Origin of the sequence: Burkholderia sp. Cy-637, from assembly GCF_011753175.1 — a bacterium.
In the GTDB taxonomy this organism is placed as follows: domain Bacteria; phylum Pseudomonadota; class Gammaproteobacteria; order Burkholderiales; family Burkholderiaceae; genus Burkholderia; species Burkholderia gladioli.
This window is the reverse complement of the sequence record NZ_VWWC01000066.1, coordinates 1-15,258: the sequence shown is the minus strand read 5'-3', so window position 1 is coordinate 15,258 and position 15,258 is coordinate 1. Positions and strand designations below refer to the sequence as shown.

General features: G+C 67.0%; 13 protein-coding genes. 8 read left to right on the top strand and 5 right to left on the bottom strand.

All coding sequences use genetic code 11. The annotated features are described in order from the left end of the window. Nucleotides 1–25: 25 nt before the first annotated feature. The 7 genes from F3J10_RS18350 to F3J10_RS18320 are packed head-to-tail and all read left to right on the top strand — an operon-like array spanning nucleotide 26 to nucleotide 7,722. Nucleotides 26–1,270 carry a glycosyltransferase family 4 protein gene (locus F3J10_RS18350; RefSeq protein ID WP_167242683.1) on the top strand — a complete coding sequence of 415 codons (1,245 nt, stop codon included), beginning with the start codon at nucleotides 26–28 and terminating at the stop codon, nucleotides 1,268–1,270. Nucleotides 1,271–1,280: 10 nt separating this feature from the next. Continuing rightward, on the top strand, nucleotides 1,281–1,859 hold the full coding sequence (locus F3J10_RS18345; RefSeq protein WP_167242682.1) for an acyltransferase: 579 nt from the start codon (nucleotides 1,281–1,283) through the stop codon (nucleotides 1,857–1,859). A gap of 50 nt (nucleotides 1,860–1,909) precedes the next feature. Next, entirely contained in the window at nucleotides 1,910–2,941 is a 1,032-nt protein-coding gene (locus F3J10_RS18340; protein ID WP_167242681.1) for a glycosyltransferase, read from the top strand. A 50-nt stretch (nucleotides 2,942–2,991) separates the two neighbouring features. Continuing rightward, complete coding sequence (locus F3J10_RS18335) at nucleotides 2,992–3,843, top strand: glycosyltransferase (RefSeq protein ID WP_205200344.1); 852 nt, start codon at nucleotides 2,992–2,994, stop codon at nucleotides 3,841–3,843. Then, on the top strand, nucleotides 3,840–4,811 hold the full coding sequence (locus tag F3J10_RS18330; protein WP_167242680.1) for an NAD-dependent epimerase/dehydratase family protein: 972 nt from the start codon (nucleotides 3,840–3,842) through the stop codon (nucleotides 4,809–4,811). The genes F3J10_RS18335 and F3J10_RS18330 overlap by 4 nt, the downstream gene beginning before the upstream one ends. A gap of 7 nt (nucleotides 4,812–4,818) precedes the next feature. Next, a complete protein-coding gene (locus F3J10_RS18325) occupies nucleotides 4,819–5,835 on the top strand; it encodes a glycosyltransferase family 4 protein (protein ID WP_167242679.1) in 1,017 nt (338 codons plus the stop codon). 12 nt (nucleotides 5,836–5,847) lie between these two features. Continuing rightward, nucleotides 5,848–7,722, top strand: coding sequence for a nucleoside-diphosphate sugar epimerase/dehydratase (locus F3J10_RS18320; RefSeq protein ID WP_167242678.1), 1,875 nt, complete (start codon nucleotides 5,848–5,850; stop codon nucleotides 7,720–7,722). Between the two features lie 98 nt (nucleotides 7,723–7,820). Here F3J10_RS18320 and F3J10_RS18315 read toward each other — a convergent pair whose 3' ends face one another. From F3J10_RS18315 to F3J10_RS18295, 5 genes are all read right to left on the bottom strand, one after another. Next, the gene (locus F3J10_RS18315) at nucleotides 7,821–8,942 is read right to left on the bottom strand and encodes a glycosyltransferase (protein WP_013696846.1); all 1,122 of its coding nucleotides are present in this window, start codon (nucleotides 8,940–8,942) and stop codon (nucleotides 7,821–7,823) included. 260 nt (nucleotides 8,943–9,202) lie between these two features. Next, on the bottom strand, nucleotides 9,203–10,225 hold the full coding sequence (galE, locus tag F3J10_RS18310) for a UDP-glucose 4-epimerase GalE (protein ID WP_036048032.1): 1,023 nt from the start codon (nucleotides 10,223–10,225) through the stop codon (nucleotides 9,203–9,205). Nucleotides 10,226–10,247: 22 nt separating this feature from the next. Next, a complete protein-coding gene (locus F3J10_RS18305; RefSeq protein ID WP_167230626.1) occupies nucleotides 10,248–11,384 on the bottom strand; it encodes a glycosyltransferase family 4 protein in 1,137 nt (378 codons plus the stop codon). Between the two features lie 35 nt (nucleotides 11,385–11,419). After that, entirely contained in the window at nucleotides 11,420–12,247 is an 828-nt protein-coding gene (locus tag F3J10_RS18300; protein WP_025098760.1) for a glycosyltransferase, read from the bottom strand. Continuing rightward, nucleotides 12,244–13,506 carry an oligosaccharide flippase family protein gene (locus tag F3J10_RS18295; RefSeq protein ID WP_036038056.1) on the bottom strand — a complete coding sequence of 421 codons (1,263 nt, stop codon included), beginning with the start codon at nucleotides 13,504–13,506 and terminating at the stop codon, nucleotides 12,244–12,246. Before F3J10_RS18295 ends, F3J10_RS18300 begins: the two co-directional genes overlap by 4 nt. A gap of 248 nt (nucleotides 13,507–13,754) precedes the next feature. Here F3J10_RS18295 and F3J10_RS18290 point away from each other — a divergent pair, with 248 nt between their 5' ends. Continuing rightward, on the top strand, nucleotides 13,755–15,149 hold the full coding sequence (locus F3J10_RS18290) for a phosphomannomutase/phosphoglucomutase (protein ID WP_025098762.1): 1,395 nt from the start codon (nucleotides 13,755–13,757) through the stop codon (nucleotides 15,147–15,149). The last annotated feature ends 109 nt before the right edge of the window (nucleotides 15,150–15,258 follow it).

Below are 15,258 nucleotides of genomic sequence, written 5' to 3'. Positions count from 1 at the left end.
TATTGCCCTGAATTCCAGATCCATCATGCTGCAATCCCTGTTTTCCCTATTCCGTAAGGCGCTGCCCGAGCGCCGCCGTCGCACCGACGGCAAACTCGGAGTGGTAATCGAGCTGGCGTCATTCGACAAGGGCGGTCTCGAGAAGGTCGTACTCGACTCGGCGGTCGCCTTTGACCGTTCCCGCTTCGATGTGACGATCGTCACACCCGGTAAGGTCGGGCATCTGGGCACCGTGGCGCGCGATGCAGGCCTGCGCGTGGTCGGGCTGCCGGCCGGCAATCCGCTGCCAGCCTACGAGCGTGTGCTGGCCGAGGACGGCATTGACATCGCGATGTCGCATTTCTCGGACACAGGCTATCCGCTGTTCGAAAAGTTCGGGATTCCGAACGTCACCTATATCCACAATGTCTACGCCTTCTTCTCGGAGGCGCAGGCGCGCGCATTCGCGGACAACGATCGCTACGTGGAACGCTACGTATCGGTGTCGCGCAATGCGACACGCTTCGCGGTCCACAATCTCGGCGTGCCCGAAGCGAAGGTCGAGACCATCCCCAACGGCCTGATCCTGTCGGAGCACGAGGCACGCGAAAAGCTGACACAGACACAGACACTGACGCGTGCGGAACTCGGGCTCGCCGACACGGACTACGTGTTCGCCAACGTTGCGTCCTACAACTTGCACAAGGGCCATTATCTGATGGCCGACGCGATGCGCCACCTGCTGGCGCGTCGACGCGACGTGAAGATTCTCTGCGTCGGCAATGTCGTTTATCCGCCGCATGTCGATGCGCTGCGCTCCTATCTCGACGAGCAAGGTCTGTCCGACCATATCCTGATGCCCGGTTACGTCGCCGATGTCGCCGCGGTCCACCGAATCGCCGACGCGTTCCTGCTGCCTTCGTTTATCGAGGGTTGGAGCATCGCGATGAACGAGGCGATGTTCTATCGCAAGCCGATGGTGCTCAGTGACACGGGTGCCTCGGCCGAAGTGATCGAGCAAGACGACATCGGCATCCTGGTGCCGAACGAATACGGCGACACCATCGAGCTGAATTCGAAGCGGCTCGACGAGCTTGCCTACGCGCCGCATCAATACCAGACCGCGCCGATCCTGGCCGACGCGCTGGAGCGCATGGCGTCGAATCGCGATGAATGGCGAGAGCGCGGTGCACGCGGCCGAGACAAGATCTACGCACACTACGACTTCACCGAGATCGTGGCGCGCTATGAGGCGTTAATCGAGGACGTGGTGCGGGCTTCGGCTCGGTGAGGGAACTCTCATGCTATCCAGGCTGAAATCGATATATCGTTTTGTCCGCTGGCGATTCAAGCCGGCGGTATGCTTCTACCTCGGCAATCACCTGTTCATGAACTATATGCCGTACCGGGTCCGGCATGCGTTCCTGAGGCGTTTCTGCCAGGTTCGGATCGGCCATGATTCGAGCATCGCGATGGGGTGCTTCGTCACCGGGTACCACATCTCGATCGGAGACAACACGGTAGTGAACCGTTACACCTATCTGGACGGCCGGGTGCCGTTGACGATTGGCAACAACGTCAACATTTCACACTACACGCTGATCCAAACGCTCACGCACGATCCGCAGAATCCCGATTTCGTCTGCCTGTGCAAGCCGGTTGTGATCGAGGATCACGTCTGGATCGGTGCGCGCGCCATCGTTTGCCCGGGGGTGCGCATCGGCGAAGGTGCCGTGATCGGCGCTGGCTCGGTGGTGACGCGCGACGTGGCGCCCTATACGATCGTCGGCGGCAATCCGGCACGCTTCATCAAGGAACGCTCTCGTGATCTGCGCTACCGGTCGCGCTACTTCCCGTTTTTCGACACGGATATCCAGTGACGGGAGTTTGCATCCGTCAGTCCGTCTCATGTCTTCACGGATGACTCATCATGCCCCTATTCCCGTTTCGTCGTCGCTCCTTCCTGGCCGCCGACTCATTGCCCAAAGGCGTCGACGCGGCGCCGGCAGGCCTGAGCGTGCCCGACGCGGGTGAACTGTCAGGCGTGACCCTGTCGGTCGTGATCCCGCTCTATAACCACGCGCGCTATATCGAGGGCGCCTTGCAGAGCGTGTTGTCGCAAAGCTCGGCCGCCGACGAAATCATCCTGATCGACGACGGTTCATCGGATGACGGTTTCGCCATCGCGCAACGCGTGCTCGCGTCGATGCCCAATGCCAAGGTGTTCCGCCAGGAAAACGCCGGTGCGCACAACACCATCAATCGCGCGATCGGTATCAGCCGCGGCGAATATCTCGCGGTGCTGAATTCCGACGACGTGTTCGCGCCGGGCAAGCTCGAGCGTTGCCGGCGCGTGCTCGCCGCCGCGCCCGAGGTCGAACTGATCGCGGGCGAGATCGGCATCATGGACGATCACGGCACGCGTCTGGACAGTGGTGTGACGATCGACTGGCTGGCGCGCGCGCGCGCTTACCTCGATGAAACACGCCTGCCGCAACTCGCGCTGCTCAACGAAAATTTCGTCGGTACCACCTCGAACATGGTGTTCAGCCGTCGCCTGTGGGAGGCGGCCGGCGGCTTCCAGCCGCTGCGCTATTGCCACGATCTGGATTTTCTGATGTTCGCCTATGCACATGCGGTGGTGCATGTCGATCGTGGTCACGAACACATCGTCTATCGCGTCCACGAGCGCAATACGATCAAGGAGGATCTCGGCAAGGTACGCATCGAGATCGCGGCCGTGATCGCGCAGGCGCTCGAGATGAGTGGACCGGCGCTGTTCTCGGCAGGCCTCGGCACTGAAGACTTCGCCGCGTTTCGTCGCTTCCTCGCCAACAAGAACCTGTCGGAGCTGGTGTTGTTCCTTCAGACCGTGGCACGTGCGTTTCCAACGCGCGCCGCCTTCTATGACTACGCGAATGAGCCGCGCCATGCCGAAGCGTTTCGTGCTGCGCTCGGCTGAGGCGGGCATCGGCCATGCCATCGCCGAATCGAGCGTGTCGAGAGGTCGGGATGATGGGGCAGCTTGAGCCGCCAGCGCCCGCAGCGGCGCATCTGAGAGTCTCGATCGTGGTCTACCGGCCCGACATGCCGGTGCTGGTGCGCACCGTCGAGCGGCTGGCCGCGGCGATCGTGCAGGCGCGCGCGAGCCGTGGTGCGCTGTCGGCCACCGTCGTGCTGGTGGACAACGGAGGCCTGGGCGAGGCCGCCGCCGGTATGTTGCGGCGGCTCGACGAGGCAGGCATCGAGACGCGCGTGATCGCCGGACATGGCAATGTTGGCTACGGCCGAGGGCACAATCTTGCGATCGTCCCCGACGCGAGTGGGTTCCACTTGATTCTCAACCCCGATATCGATCTCGCGCCGGATGCATTGGAGCAGGCTTTCGCGTTCCTCGATGCGCACGCCGACGTCGGATTGCTGTCGCCCTATGTGGCAGGGCCGAGCGGAGCCATGGAGTATCTCTGCCGGCGCCCGCCCACGGTGCTCAGCCTGTTTGTACGCGGATTCCTGCCGGCGCGTCTGCGCGCACCGTTCGCAGCGCGCCTTGCGGACTACGAGATGCGGGATCTGGTCGACGGCGAGCATGTGCTGTTCGATCCGCCCATCGTCAGCGGCTGCTTCATGCTGTTCCGAGCCGACATCCTGGCCGCGTTGGGCGGTTTCGATCCGCGCTACTTCCTCTATTTCGAGGATTACGACCTGAGCCTGCGCACGCATGCGCTGACACGCATCGCCTACGTGCCGTCGGTGCGCACCGAGCATTACGGTGGACAGGCGGCGCGCAAGGGTTGGCTGCATATCCGCCTGTTCGCTGCTTCGTCGTTCCGCTTCTTCACTCGCTTCGGCTGGCGGTGGTGGTGATGCGCATCGTCGTGACCGGGGCGAATGGTTTCGTCGGGCGCTCGCTGGTGGGCACGCTCGCCGCGCAGGGCGTCGAGGTGCTGGCGCTGCTGCGTCGGCCTCAAGGCAACCTCGGCAAGGTGCAGGAGTGGCTGCATCCCGCCGCGGATTTTGCCGGATTGGGTGAGGCGTCAGCGCCGTTTCCCGAGGGCGTCGACGTGGTGATCCACGCGGCCGCGCGGGTGCATGTGATGCGCGAATCGGAACCGGGGCTTGCCCAACAGGCGTTCGAGACCAGTAATGTGGACGGGGCGCTGCGTGTGGCGCGTGCCGCGCGAGAGCGAGGGGTACGCCGTCTGGTGTTCGTGAGCAGCATCAAGGCGCTGGCGGAGCGGGACGCCGGGCAGCCCCTCGATGAGCAGATGCCGCCGCATCCCGAGGATGCCTACGGACGCTCGAAATTGCTGGCCGAACGGCGGTTGCGTGAGTACGGCGAGAGCAGCGGCCTGGAGATCGTCATCGTGCGGCCGCCGCTGGTATATGGGCCCGGCGTGCGGGCGAATTTCGAGAGCATGCTGCGTGCCGTGGCACGCGGCATGCCGTTGCCGCTGGGTGCGATCGAGGCGCGGCGCAGCCTGGTCCATGTCGACAATCTTGCTGACGCGCTGACGCGCTGCGCGCTCGATGCGCGTGCGGCCGGACGATGCTTCCACGTTGCGGATGATGATCCGATGACGATTGCCGAATTGTTGCGCGCGATTGGGCGGCACCTGGACCGGCCCGCGCGTTTGCTGCCGGTTCCGGTGCCGGCGTTGCGCATGATCGGGCGCCTGAGCGGGCGGGGCGCCCAGATTGATCGCCTGACACAGAGCCTGCGTGTCAGCACGGCCTCGCTGGCAGGCACGCTCGACTGGCGGCCGCGCTTGAGCACTGACGAGGGCCTTGCGACCACCGCCGAATGGTACCGATCCACCATGAGCCACGAGTAGAATCCCCATGTTCCCGCTTACCTGTCTGGACTGGAGCGGCGCCCTGGCGTTTGCCCTGATCGCGGGTGCCTGCAGCACGTTGATCCTGCGGGTGCTGTTGCGCACAGGTCTTGCTTGGCGCCTCGCAACCGATGTCCCCAATGAACGTTCGCTGCATGAGCGGCCGACACCACGAGTGGGCGGCTGGGGCGTGGTGCCCGTGGCGGTCGCCCTGATCGTGCTGGCCGCGCCGCCGCTCGCGCTGGTTGGCTGGCTGGCGCTCGGCCTGGCCGCCATGTCGCAGATCGACGATCGGCGAGGGTTGCCGGCGCGAGTGAGGTTCGGCGGGCACATCGTGGCGGTGGTGGCACTGCTGGCCGTCTATCCGGCGCCCGTGCCGGCGTGGATGTTGCCCGCCATCGCGATCGCACTGCTTTGGGTGATAAACCTCTACAACTTCATGGACGGAGCCGATGGACTCGCGGGTGGGATGGCGGTATTCGGCTTCGGCGCTTATACGGTCGCGGCACTTGGGACGTCGGCCGCACCGACGCTCGGTGTGGCATCGGCGGCTGTGGCCGGTGCGGCCGCCGGCTTCCTGTTGCTCAATTTTCATCCCGCCAGACTGTTCCTGGGCGATGCTGGTTCGATTCCGCTTGGTTTTCTGGCCGGTGCGCTTGGTTATTGGGGATGGCTTACCGGGACATGGAGTGCCGCATTTCCGCTTATTGTATTCGGCCCCTTTATTTTCGATGCCTCTGTGACATTGTCGAAACGTTTGTTACGCGGTGAGAAATTCTGGCAGCCGCATCGCGAGCATTATTATCAGCGCGTCGTCAGAATGGGAGCAGGACATATCCGCATGGCTTGCGGTGCCTATCTGACAATGGCGGCCGGTGCCTTTGCCGGAGTGAACTCGCTGTCACGCGTCGCGCTCACGCCTTGGCTGATCGCTTTGGTCTGGTACGCGGTGCTCGGCGCCCTGGCGCTGACGATCGATATTCGCTGGCGGCGTCACGTTTTGGCGCAATCCCAATTCCAATAAGGCTCGCTCTCCATGGTTCGATTCAAATCGTCGTGGCTGTCGCTCAGCGCGTTCCTGTTTGACCTGCTGGCTGTCGCGGGCGTCTGGCTGGTTGCCTACGTGATCCGCTTCAACGGCATGATTCCGCACGACTTCCTCGAGGGCGGCATGCTCGCGCTCGCCTGGGTGCTGCCGGTCTATAGCTTGATGTTCTGGACCTTCGGCCTGTATCGCGGCCTCTGGGTGTTCGCCAGCCTGCCGGACCTGCTGCGCATCTCGAAGGCCGTGGTCGGCGGCGGCGGCATCGTGATGGCCTGCGCGGTGATGTTCCAGCCGATGCCGATCATCCCGCGTTCCGTCCTGCTGCTTTCCCCCATGCTGCTGTTCCTGATCATGGGCGGCGCCCGCGCGCTCTACCGCGCCACCAAGGAGTTCTACCGCTACGGCGGCCTGGTCGGCCAGGGCAAGCCGGTGCTGGTGCTGGGCGCCGGCGGCGCGGGCGCGAGCCTGGCCCGCGAGCTGTCGCGTTCCGGCGAATGGCGCCTGGTCGGCCTGCTCGACGACGAGCCGGCCAAGCGCGGCCGCGAGGTCTATGGCTACAAGGTGCTCGGGCCGATCACCGAACTCGCCCACTGGGCCGAGCTCACCAAGGCCGAGCACGTGATCATCGCGATGCCGTCGGCCTCGGTCGAGGTGCAGCGCCGCGTCGCCACGCTGTGCGTGCGCGCCGGTGTCAACGCGATGGTGCTGCCTTCGCTGACCACCATGCCGCAAGGCCAGGGCATGCTCTCGCAGGTACGCCAGATCGACCTGGAGGACCTGCTGGGCCGCGACGAGGTGAGCATCGACACGCCGCACGTCGATGCGCTGCTGCATGACCGCGTGGTGATGGTGACCGGCGCCGGCGGCTCGATCGGCTCCGAGCTGTGCCGCCAGATCCTGAAATTCTCCCCGGCGCAACTGATCGCCTTCGATCTCTCGGAATTCGCCGTCTACCGCCTGACCGAGGACCTGCGCGAACGCTTCCCCGACAGCCACGTGGTGCCGATCATCGGCGATGCCAAGGATTCGCTGCTGCTCGATCACGTGATGGCCAGCCACACGCCGCATATCGTGTTCCATGCGGCCGCCTACAAGCACGTGCCGCTGATGGAGGAACTGAACGCCTGGCAGGCGCTGCGCAACAACGTGCTCGGCACCTATCGCGTGGCGCGCGCGGCGATCCGGCATGGCGTGCGCCACTTCGTGCTCATCTCGACCGACAAGGCCGTCAACCCGACCAACGTGATGGGCGCCAGCAAGCGCCTGGCCGAGATGGCCTGCCAGGCGCTGCAGCAGACCAGCCCGAACACGCAGTTCGAGACCGTGCGCTTCGGCAACGTGCTGGGCAGCGCCGGCAGCGTGATCCCGAAGTTCCAGCAGCAGATCGCCAAGGGCGGCCCGGTGACGGTCACCCATCCCGAGATCACGCGCTTCTTCATGACCATCCCGGAAGCCTCGCAACTGGTGCTGCAGGCCTCGAGCATGGGGCAGGGCGGCGAGATCTTCATCCTCGACATGGGCAAGCCGGTGCGCATCGTCGACCTGGCGCGCGACCTGATCCGTCTCTACGGCTTCGACGAGGATCAGATCCGCATCCAGTTCACCGGCCTGCGTCCCGGCGAGAAGCTCTACGAGGAACTGCTCGCCGACGACGAGACCACCACCCGCACGCCGCATCCGAAGCTGCGCACGGCGAAGGCGCGCGAGGTGCCCGACAACCTGCTCGACGAGTTGCTGCCCTGGCTGATGCAGCACCGCGTGCTCGGCGACGACGAGGTGCGCCGCGACCTGCGCCGCTGGGTGCCGGAGTACCAGCCGGCCGTCAAGCCGACCTTGCAGAGCGTGCCGGGGCGGGCAAAGGCCTGAAGCCCTGAAACCCTGAAGCTCGCGGCGAACATGCCGGCGATGCGCAAAAACGAAAGGCGTCCAGTGGACGCCTTTTTTTCATGGCCGCGCGCGGCGCCTCAATGGCGATGCTGCTGCTGCCGCGCGCGCGTCTTGCGCACCACCATCCAGCGCGGCGCGCGAAAGCGCACGATGCTGACGTAGAGCCACACGTAGGTGAAGGCGAACACCAGCACGAAGGCGAACAGGTGCACCGTGTGCCGCCAGAACAGCGTGGCCGGGATCACCGCGATCAGGCACAGCAGCCACAGGTAGGGCGAGGTCAGCGAATTGCGGCGCGTCAGCTCGTGCGCGACCTGGGTGCCGACGGCCCAGCGCATCAGGCGCTTGTAGACCAGCATGTGCAGGTGCACGCCGTCGGGGATGCCGGGCGAGATGCCGCGGATGAACTTCTTCCGGTAGATCGAGAAGCAGGTCTCGAAGATCGGGTACATGAACAGCAGCACCGGGTACCAGGCCGATACTTCGCGATGCCGCATCACCAGCAGGATCGCCAGCTCGCCGAGCATGAAGCCGATGAAGTAGGCGCCGCCGTCGCCGAGGAAGATCAGGCCGGCCGGGAAGTTCCAGATGAAGAAGCCCATGATCGCGCCCATCATCAGCAGCGAGGCCGACAGCACCACCGGCTCGCCCACCTGGAAGGCCACGTAGGCGAGCGAGGCCAGCATCATGAAGGCGACCATCGAGGCCAGGCCGTTGAAGCCGTCGATGATGTTGACGGCATTGGCGAGTGCGGCCACCGCCAGCACCGTCACCACCGCCGAGACCGCCGTGTAGCCGAGCAGGAAATCGAGCGGCGGCACGCTGATGCGCGTGATCGCCACGCCCACCGCGCCGAACGCGATCGCGGCGGCGGCCATGGTGCAGAGCAGGCGCGCGCGCGGCGAGACCTTCTTGGTCAGGTCCTCGATCAGTCCCGAGGCGAAGGCCGGGATGCCGCAGGCGGCCAGCCCGGCGATGCTGCCGGCCACGGTCGGGTAGCGCAGCGCGAGCGGGATGCAGCCGATCAGCAGGCCCGCGACGATGCCGAGGCCGCCGACGCGCGGCACCGGATGGGCGTGGAATTTCTGCACGCCGGCGAGATCGCTGTCGATCGAGAATTTCTCGTGCAGGTGCGCATAACGGATGATGAGCAGCGTGACGAGCAGGGAGGCGACGAACGCAACGGCGAAGCTGAGCATGGACGGGCCGGAAAACGGGACAGCGGATTATACCGGAGCCGGGTTCGTCCCAGAAGGCGGGCGAGGCGGGTATTTCCCTTGCCGGACAAGGACTTGCGAGAGGCCTGGCAGCGCCGCGGCAAGGCTTTCGAAGCGGCTCCTGCGGCGAGCCGCGCCGGGCGGCGGCAGGTGCGTCGCGCGTGCCGCCGAGGCTTGCCGGCCGGGAAAGCGACAAGGCCCCGCCGGGGCGGGGCCTTGTCGGATCGATCCGCCGCCGGGCCTCAGGCGAAGCCGCGCGGATTGCGCTCCTGCCAGCGCCAGTGGTCGGCGCACATGCGCTCGATGTCGTACTCGGCCTGCCAGCCGATCAGCTCGGCGGCGCGCGCCGGGTTGGCATAGCACTCGGCCACGTCGCCGGGGCGGCGCGCCACCAGCTCGTAGGGTACCGGCCGGCCGCTGGCCGTCTCGAAGGCCTTGACGATGTCGAGCACGCTGTAGCCGCGCCCGGTGCCGAGGTTGACCACGAAGCTGGCGTCGCGCCGGCGCAGCGCGTCGAGCGCCTTCAGGTGGCCGCGCGCCAGGTCGACCACGTGGATGTAGTCGCGCACGCCGGTGCCGTCGTGGGTCGGGTAGTCGTTGCCGAACACGCGCAGCTTCTCGAGCTTGCCGACGGCGACCTGGGCCACATAGGGCATCAGGTTGTTCGGCAGGCCGGCCGGGTCCTCGCCGATCAGCCCGCTCTCGTGCGCGCCGACCGGATTGAAGTAGCGCAGCGTGGCGATGCGCCACGACGGATCGGAGATCTCGAGGTCGCGCAGGATCTGCTCGGCCATCAGCTTGGTCTGGCCATAGGGATTGGTGGCCGACAGCGGGAACGACTCGTCGATCGGCGAACGCTCCGGCACGCCGTAGACGGTGGCCGAGGAGCTGAACACGACGTGCTTGACCTGACGCTCGCGCATCACCTTGAGCAGGGCCAGCAGGCTGTCGAGGTTGTTGCGGTAGTACTCGATGGGCTTGGCTACCGATTCGCCGACCGCCTTGAGCGCGGCGAAGTGGATCGCGGCGGTGATCGGGTGCGCGTCGAACACGCGGGCCAGCGCGGCTTCGTCGCAGGCGTCGACCTGGTGAAAAGCCGGCGCGCGGCCGGCGATCCTGGCGATCCGGTCGACGGCCTCGCGCTTGCTGTTGACCAGGTTGTCGACGATCACCACGTCGTAGCCGGCGCCGAGCAGTTCGACGGCCGTATGCGAGCCGATGAAGCCCGCGCCGCCCGTCACCAGAATCGTGCCCTTGTCGCTCATTGCGCTCATTGTCATGCCCTCCTCAGAGTGCCGTGCCTGTCAGCGCACGGATGGTTTGTCGATAGCGCTCGACGACATTCGCCTCGTCGAATTCGCGCAGTACCTTCTGGCGGCCGCGCTCGCCCATCGCGCGGCGCGCCTCGGCCGGCATGTCGAGCATGGCGGCCATCTTCCCGGCCAGGCTCGCGCTGTCGCGCGCGGTGCAGAGCAGGCCGGTCTCGCCGTCGTCCACCACGTCGCGGCAGCCCGGCACGTCGGTGGCGACGATCGGCCGGCACATCGCCGAGGCTTCCATCAGCGTGCGCGGCACGCCCTCGCGATACGAGGGCAGCACCACGCAGTCGGCCGCCGCGATATGCGGGCGGACGTCGTGCGCCTCGCCGAGATAGTCGATCACGCCCTCGCGCACCCATTCGTCCAGGTAGGTGCTCGATACCGCGCTGGGGTTGTCGACGCCGACCGGGCCGAGCAGGGCGAAGCGCGCTTGCGGATAGCGCGCCTTGAGCGCGCGCGCGGCGTCGACGTATTCGCGCACGCCCTTGTCCCACAGCAGCCGGCCGATCAGCAGGAACTGGAAGCTGTCGCGCTCGGGCAGCGGGGCGGGCGCGAACTGCTCGATATCGACGCCCTCGCCGTGCAGCAGCCGCGCGCGATCGGGATGCGCGAGCAGGCGGCCGGCCTGGAAGGTGGCGAGGTCGTCGCGGTTCAGGAACCAGACTTCGCGCGGGAAGCGGAACGCGAAACGATAGAGCCGCTTGGCGATGCTGGCGGCGCGGCTCTCGCGGATGAACACGTAGCCCAGGCCCGTGGTGACGGCCACCGAGGGCACGCGCGCGAGCCAGGCCGCGATCGAGCCGTAGATGTTCGGCTTGATCGTGTAGTGGAACACCAGGTCCGGGCGCAGCTCGCGATAGTGGCGGCGCATCGCGGCCAGCATGCGCAGGTCCTCGAGCGGATCGGTGCCCTTGGAGGCGACGCGCAGCTCGAGATAGCGGCAGCCCATCGCTTCGAGCGGCTCGACCGTGCGATCGCGCGGGGCCAGCACGATGACCTCGGCGCCGCTGGCGACCAGCATGCGGATCAGGCCTTGACGATAGGTATAAATCGCCCAGGCGGTGTTGCAGACCAGGACGATGCGCAGCGCGGAAACAGGACTCATGTCGAAGCAGTGGACGGGAAGCGGGACGAAGCGCGTCAGGCCGGCGGGCGCTGCGCGAACGAACGGCGTTTCAGCTTGTGCAGCAGCGAATACGGCGTCACGAGATGAAGCAGGTACTTGGCGAGGCCGCCCCAGTCATACGGGTTGCGCGCATCGAAGTAGCGCAGCACCAGCGCGAGCGTCGAGCGGATCTGCCGGCGCCGCCGGGTGGCGCTGATGCCCCCTTCGTTCAGTTCGTAATATAGGCCGAGTTCGGGCAGGTTCGCGCAATCGTAGCGTTCCATTAAGCGCAAAAAAATGTCCAGGTCCTCGGCGGCCGGATATTTGATCCGATAGTTGCCGACCTCCAGTACCCGCTGGATATCGAGCATCACCGAGGGGTGGACCAGCGGCGAACGCAGGAAGCGGGTGCGGCGCAGCCGGGCCGGATCGGCCGGCGGCGTCAGCATGAACAGCGGGCGGCCGTCGCGCGACACCACCTGGGTCCAGGTGCCGACACAGGCCACGCGCGGGTGGGCGGCCAGGAACGCGCGTTGCTTGGCCAGGCGCCCCGGCACCGCCAGGTCGCCGGCGTCGAGCCGGGCCGCGTAGCGGAAACCGCGCGCGGCCAGCGCCTCGATGCCGGCCGCCAGCGCGCGCTCGATACCGCCGTTGTGCGGCATGCGCAGCACCTCGATGTCGAGCCCCGCGCGCGGCGCCGGCGCGATCGGCGGCGTGCTGCCGTCGTCGACCACCAGCACGTGCACGGGCGCGGTTTCGGCCAGCGAGGCGAGGCTGCGCTCCAGGTCGTGGTGGCCGTTGTAGGCCGGGATCAGCACCGCGACCTCATCGAGGGCGCCGGCGGGGGCGAGGGAGGAGCTCATGTGCGCAGCTTCAGGCGGATATAGGTGAAATTGACCGCGGCGGCGGCCAGGTAGCCGGCGGCCAGGCCGACCAGGGCGCCGTACAGGCCGAGCGCGGGGATCGCGATGGCGTTGGCGATGGCCGCCACGGCCAGCGCCAGCAGCCACTTGGCCAGCAGCACGAACCTGGCCTGGAACTTCAGCACCACCAGGTTGCCGATCGCCTCGACGCCGGCCGGCACCGAGAGCCAGACCGCCCAGCGGAAGATCGAGACCGACTGCTCGTAGCCGGGGCCGAACACGCGGCCGATGATCAGCGGCGCGAGCAGGTCGAGCACGGCGGCGCCGCCGATCATCAGCGCGCTGGTCATGGCGATCAGGCGCCAGACGTTGCGGCGCAGCCGCGGCAGCTCCGAGACGCGATAGACGAAGGCCGGCGCGATGGTCTGGGCGAGCAGCAGGGCCAGCGTGATCCAGTTCTCGTTCAACTGCTGGGCGGCGGCGTAGCGGCCCAGCTCGGCGAAGGAGACGTGCCGCTCCAGCATCAGGCGGTCGAGCTTGAGGAACAGGTACATGCAGACCAGGCCGATCCAGAACACCGTGCCGGCCGAGGCGAAATGCCGGAACAGCGGCGCTTCCACGCGCCAGCCGAGCCGGCCGCCGTGGCGACGCCGGTAATAGAGCATCAGCGCCAGCGCGATCGCGCCGGCCTCGAGCGCCCACAGCCAGCCGTAGCTGGCCGGCGCGGCGGCCGCGCGCACCAGCAGCCACACCAGCAGCGCCTTGCCGAGCGCGGCGAACATGCTCGCGATCAGTTGCGGCTTGCTGTAGGTCATGCTCTGCAGCCAGGCGTTGATCACGCCGACGAAGGGCTCGCGCAGCACCAGGGTCACCGCCAGCCCCGCCAGCATCGCGCCGACCAGCGGATCGACCAGGCCCGCCGCGATGCCGGCCCAGGTCAGCGCGAGCGCGACGATCGACACGGAAAAGCGTAGCGCGAAGGCGCTGCCGAGCACCGCGCCGAGTTCGGCCGGGGCGCGCTGCACGATGGTCGGCACCAGGATCTCGGCGCCGCAGACCCAGGTCAGCGGCGCCAGCACCAGCAGCAGCGTGTTCGCGTACTGCCACTTGCCGAAGGCGTCGGGGCCCAGCGCGCGGGCCAGCAGGCCGCTGATCACGATCGCGACGCCGATCTGCGTGAGGCGCTCGAGGCCGAGCCAGACCAGGTTGGCGGCGGCCCGGGCGACATCGGGGTTGGCGATGCGCGTAAGCTTCAGCATGAAAAAATTCGAAAAAAAAGGGCTCGGCGCCGATCCGGCCGCCGGGCCGATTTTCTAATTTGCGGCGCTGCAACCTGCACGCATTAGAATGGGCGGCTCGTGGGCGATGCCTGCCGCACCGACCGGGCGGGTCGAAACCAGCGATTATAAGTTGTCCGGGTCCGAACCCGACATTCGCGCAGGACGCGCCACCCGGCCGGCGTGCGAGGCCGCGGCACCCTTTTCCATGTACGACAGAGAGTGAATCGATGATTTCCCAATCCATCTTCAAGGCGTACGACATTCGCGGCGTGATCGGCAAGACGCTCGATGCCTCGGTCGCCCGCTCGATCGGGCAGGCCTTCGGCAGCGAGGTGCGCGCCCAGGGCGGCGACGCGGTGGTGGTCGCGCGCGACGGCCGGCTGTCCGGCCCGGATCTGATCGCGGCGCTGGCCGAAGGGCTGCGCGCGGCGGGCGTGGACGTGGTCGACGTCGGCATGGTGCCGACCCCGGTCGGCTATTTCGCGGCCAGCGTGCCGCTGCCGCTGGCCAGCGGCGAGCGTCGCGTGGATTCCTGCATCGTGGTGACCGGCAGCCACAACCCGCCCGACTACAACGGCTTCAAGATGGTGCTGCGCGGCGCGGCGATCTACGGCGAGCAGATCCAGGCGCTGTACCGCCGCATCGTCGCCCAGGATTACGCCGAGGGCAGCGGCAGCTACCAGCAGCACGACGTGGCCGATGCCTACCTGCAGCGCATCGTCGGCGACATCAAGCTGGCGCGCCCGCTGAAGATCGTGGTCGACACCGGCAACGGCGTGGCCGGCGAGCTGGCGCCGCGCCTGTTCAAGGCGCTCGGCTGCGAGCTGGTCGAGCTGTTCACCGAGATCGACGGCAACTTCCCGAACCACCACCCGGACCCGGCGCATCCCGAGAACCTGCAGGACGTGATCCGCGCGCTGAAGGAAACCGATGCCGAGATCGGCTTCGCCTTCGACGGCGACGGCGACCGCCTCGGCGTGGTCACCAAGGACGGCCAGATCATCTACCCGGATCGCCAGATGATGCTGTTCGCCGAGGAAGTGCTGTCGCGCAACCCGGGCGCGCAGATCATCTACGACGTCAAGTGCACCCGCAACCTGGCGCCGTGGATCCGCGAGAAGGGCGGCGAGCCGCTGATGTGGAAGACCGGCCACTCGCTGGTGAAGGCCAAGCTGCGCGAGACCGGCGCGCCGCTGGCCGGCGAGATGAGCGGCCACGTGTTCTTCAAGGACCGCTGGTACGGCTTCGACGATGGTCTCTACACCGGCGCGCGCCTGCTCGAGATCCTCGCGCGGGTGGCCGATCCGAGCGCGCTGCTCAACGGCCTGCCGAACGCCGAATCGACCCCGGAGCTGCAGCTCAAGCTCGAGGAAGGCGAGAACGTCGTGCTGATCGAGAAGCTGCGCCAGGACGCCAAGTTCGAGGGCGCCGACGAGGTCATCACGATCGACGGCCTGCGCGTCGAGTATCCCGACGGCTTCGGCCTGGCGCGTTCCTCGAACACCACGCCGGTGGTGGTGCTGCGTTTCGAGGCGAATTCGGCCGAGGCGCTGGAGCGCATCAAGGGCGAATTCCGCCGCGCGCTGACGGCCGCCAAGCCCGACGCGAAGCTGCCGTTCTGAGGCCGCGAGGCCTGGCGGGCCGTGAGCGGTCCGCCGGGCCGGGCGACCTGCCTTGCCCGACGCGCCGGCAGGTCCGGCGCGTTGTTCCGTCGGGCTTGCCGGCGCCGCG

Excerpts from the sequence above, each read along its gene's own strand:
- F3J10_RS18325 (WP_167242679.1), top strand. The coding sequence starts at position 4,819 with ATGTTCCCGCTTACCTGTCTGGACTGGAGCGGCGCCCTGGCGTTTGCC.
- F3J10_RS18300 (WP_025098760.1), bottom strand. The coding sequence starts at position 12,247 with ATGAGCTCCTCCCTCGCCCCCGCCGGCGCCCTCGATGAGGTCGCGGTG.
- F3J10_RS18350 (WP_167242683.1), top strand. The coding sequence starts at position 26 with ATGCTGCAATCCCTGTTTTCCCTATTCCGTAAGGCGCTGCCCGAGCGC.
- F3J10_RS18345 (WP_167242682.1), top strand. The coding sequence starts at position 1,281 with ATGCTATCCAGGCTGAAATCGATATATCGTTTTGTCCGCTGGCGATTC.
- F3J10_RS18335 (WP_205200344.1), top strand. The coding sequence starts at position 2,992 with ATGATGGGGCAGCTTGAGCCGCCAGCGCCCGCAGCGGCGCATCTGAGA.
- F3J10_RS18340 (WP_167242681.1), top strand. The coding sequence starts at position 1,910 with ATGCCCCTATTCCCGTTTCGTCGTCGCTCCTTCCTGGCCGCCGACTCA.
- galE (WP_036048032.1), bottom strand. The coding sequence starts at position 10,225 with ATGAGCGACAAGGGCACGATTCTGGTGACGGGCGGCGCGGGCTTCATC.
- F3J10_RS18290 (WP_025098762.1), top strand. The coding sequence starts at position 13,755 with ATGATTTCCCAATCCATCTTCAAGGCGTACGACATTCGCGGCGTGATC.
- F3J10_RS18305 (WP_167230626.1), bottom strand. The coding sequence starts at position 11,384 with ATGAGTCCTGTTTCCGCGCTGCGCATCGTCCTGGTCTGCAACACCGCC.
- F3J10_RS18295 (WP_036038056.1), bottom strand. The coding sequence starts at position 13,506 with ATGCTGAAGCTTACGCGCATCGCCAACCCCGATGTCGCCCGGGCCGCC.
- F3J10_RS18315 (WP_013696846.1), bottom strand. The coding sequence starts at position 8,942 with ATGCTCAGCTTCGCCGTTGCGTTCGTCGCCTCCCTGCTCGTCACGCTG.
- F3J10_RS18320 (WP_167242678.1), top strand. The coding sequence starts at position 5,848 with ATGGTTCGATTCAAATCGTCGTGGCTGTCGCTCAGCGCGTTCCTGTTT.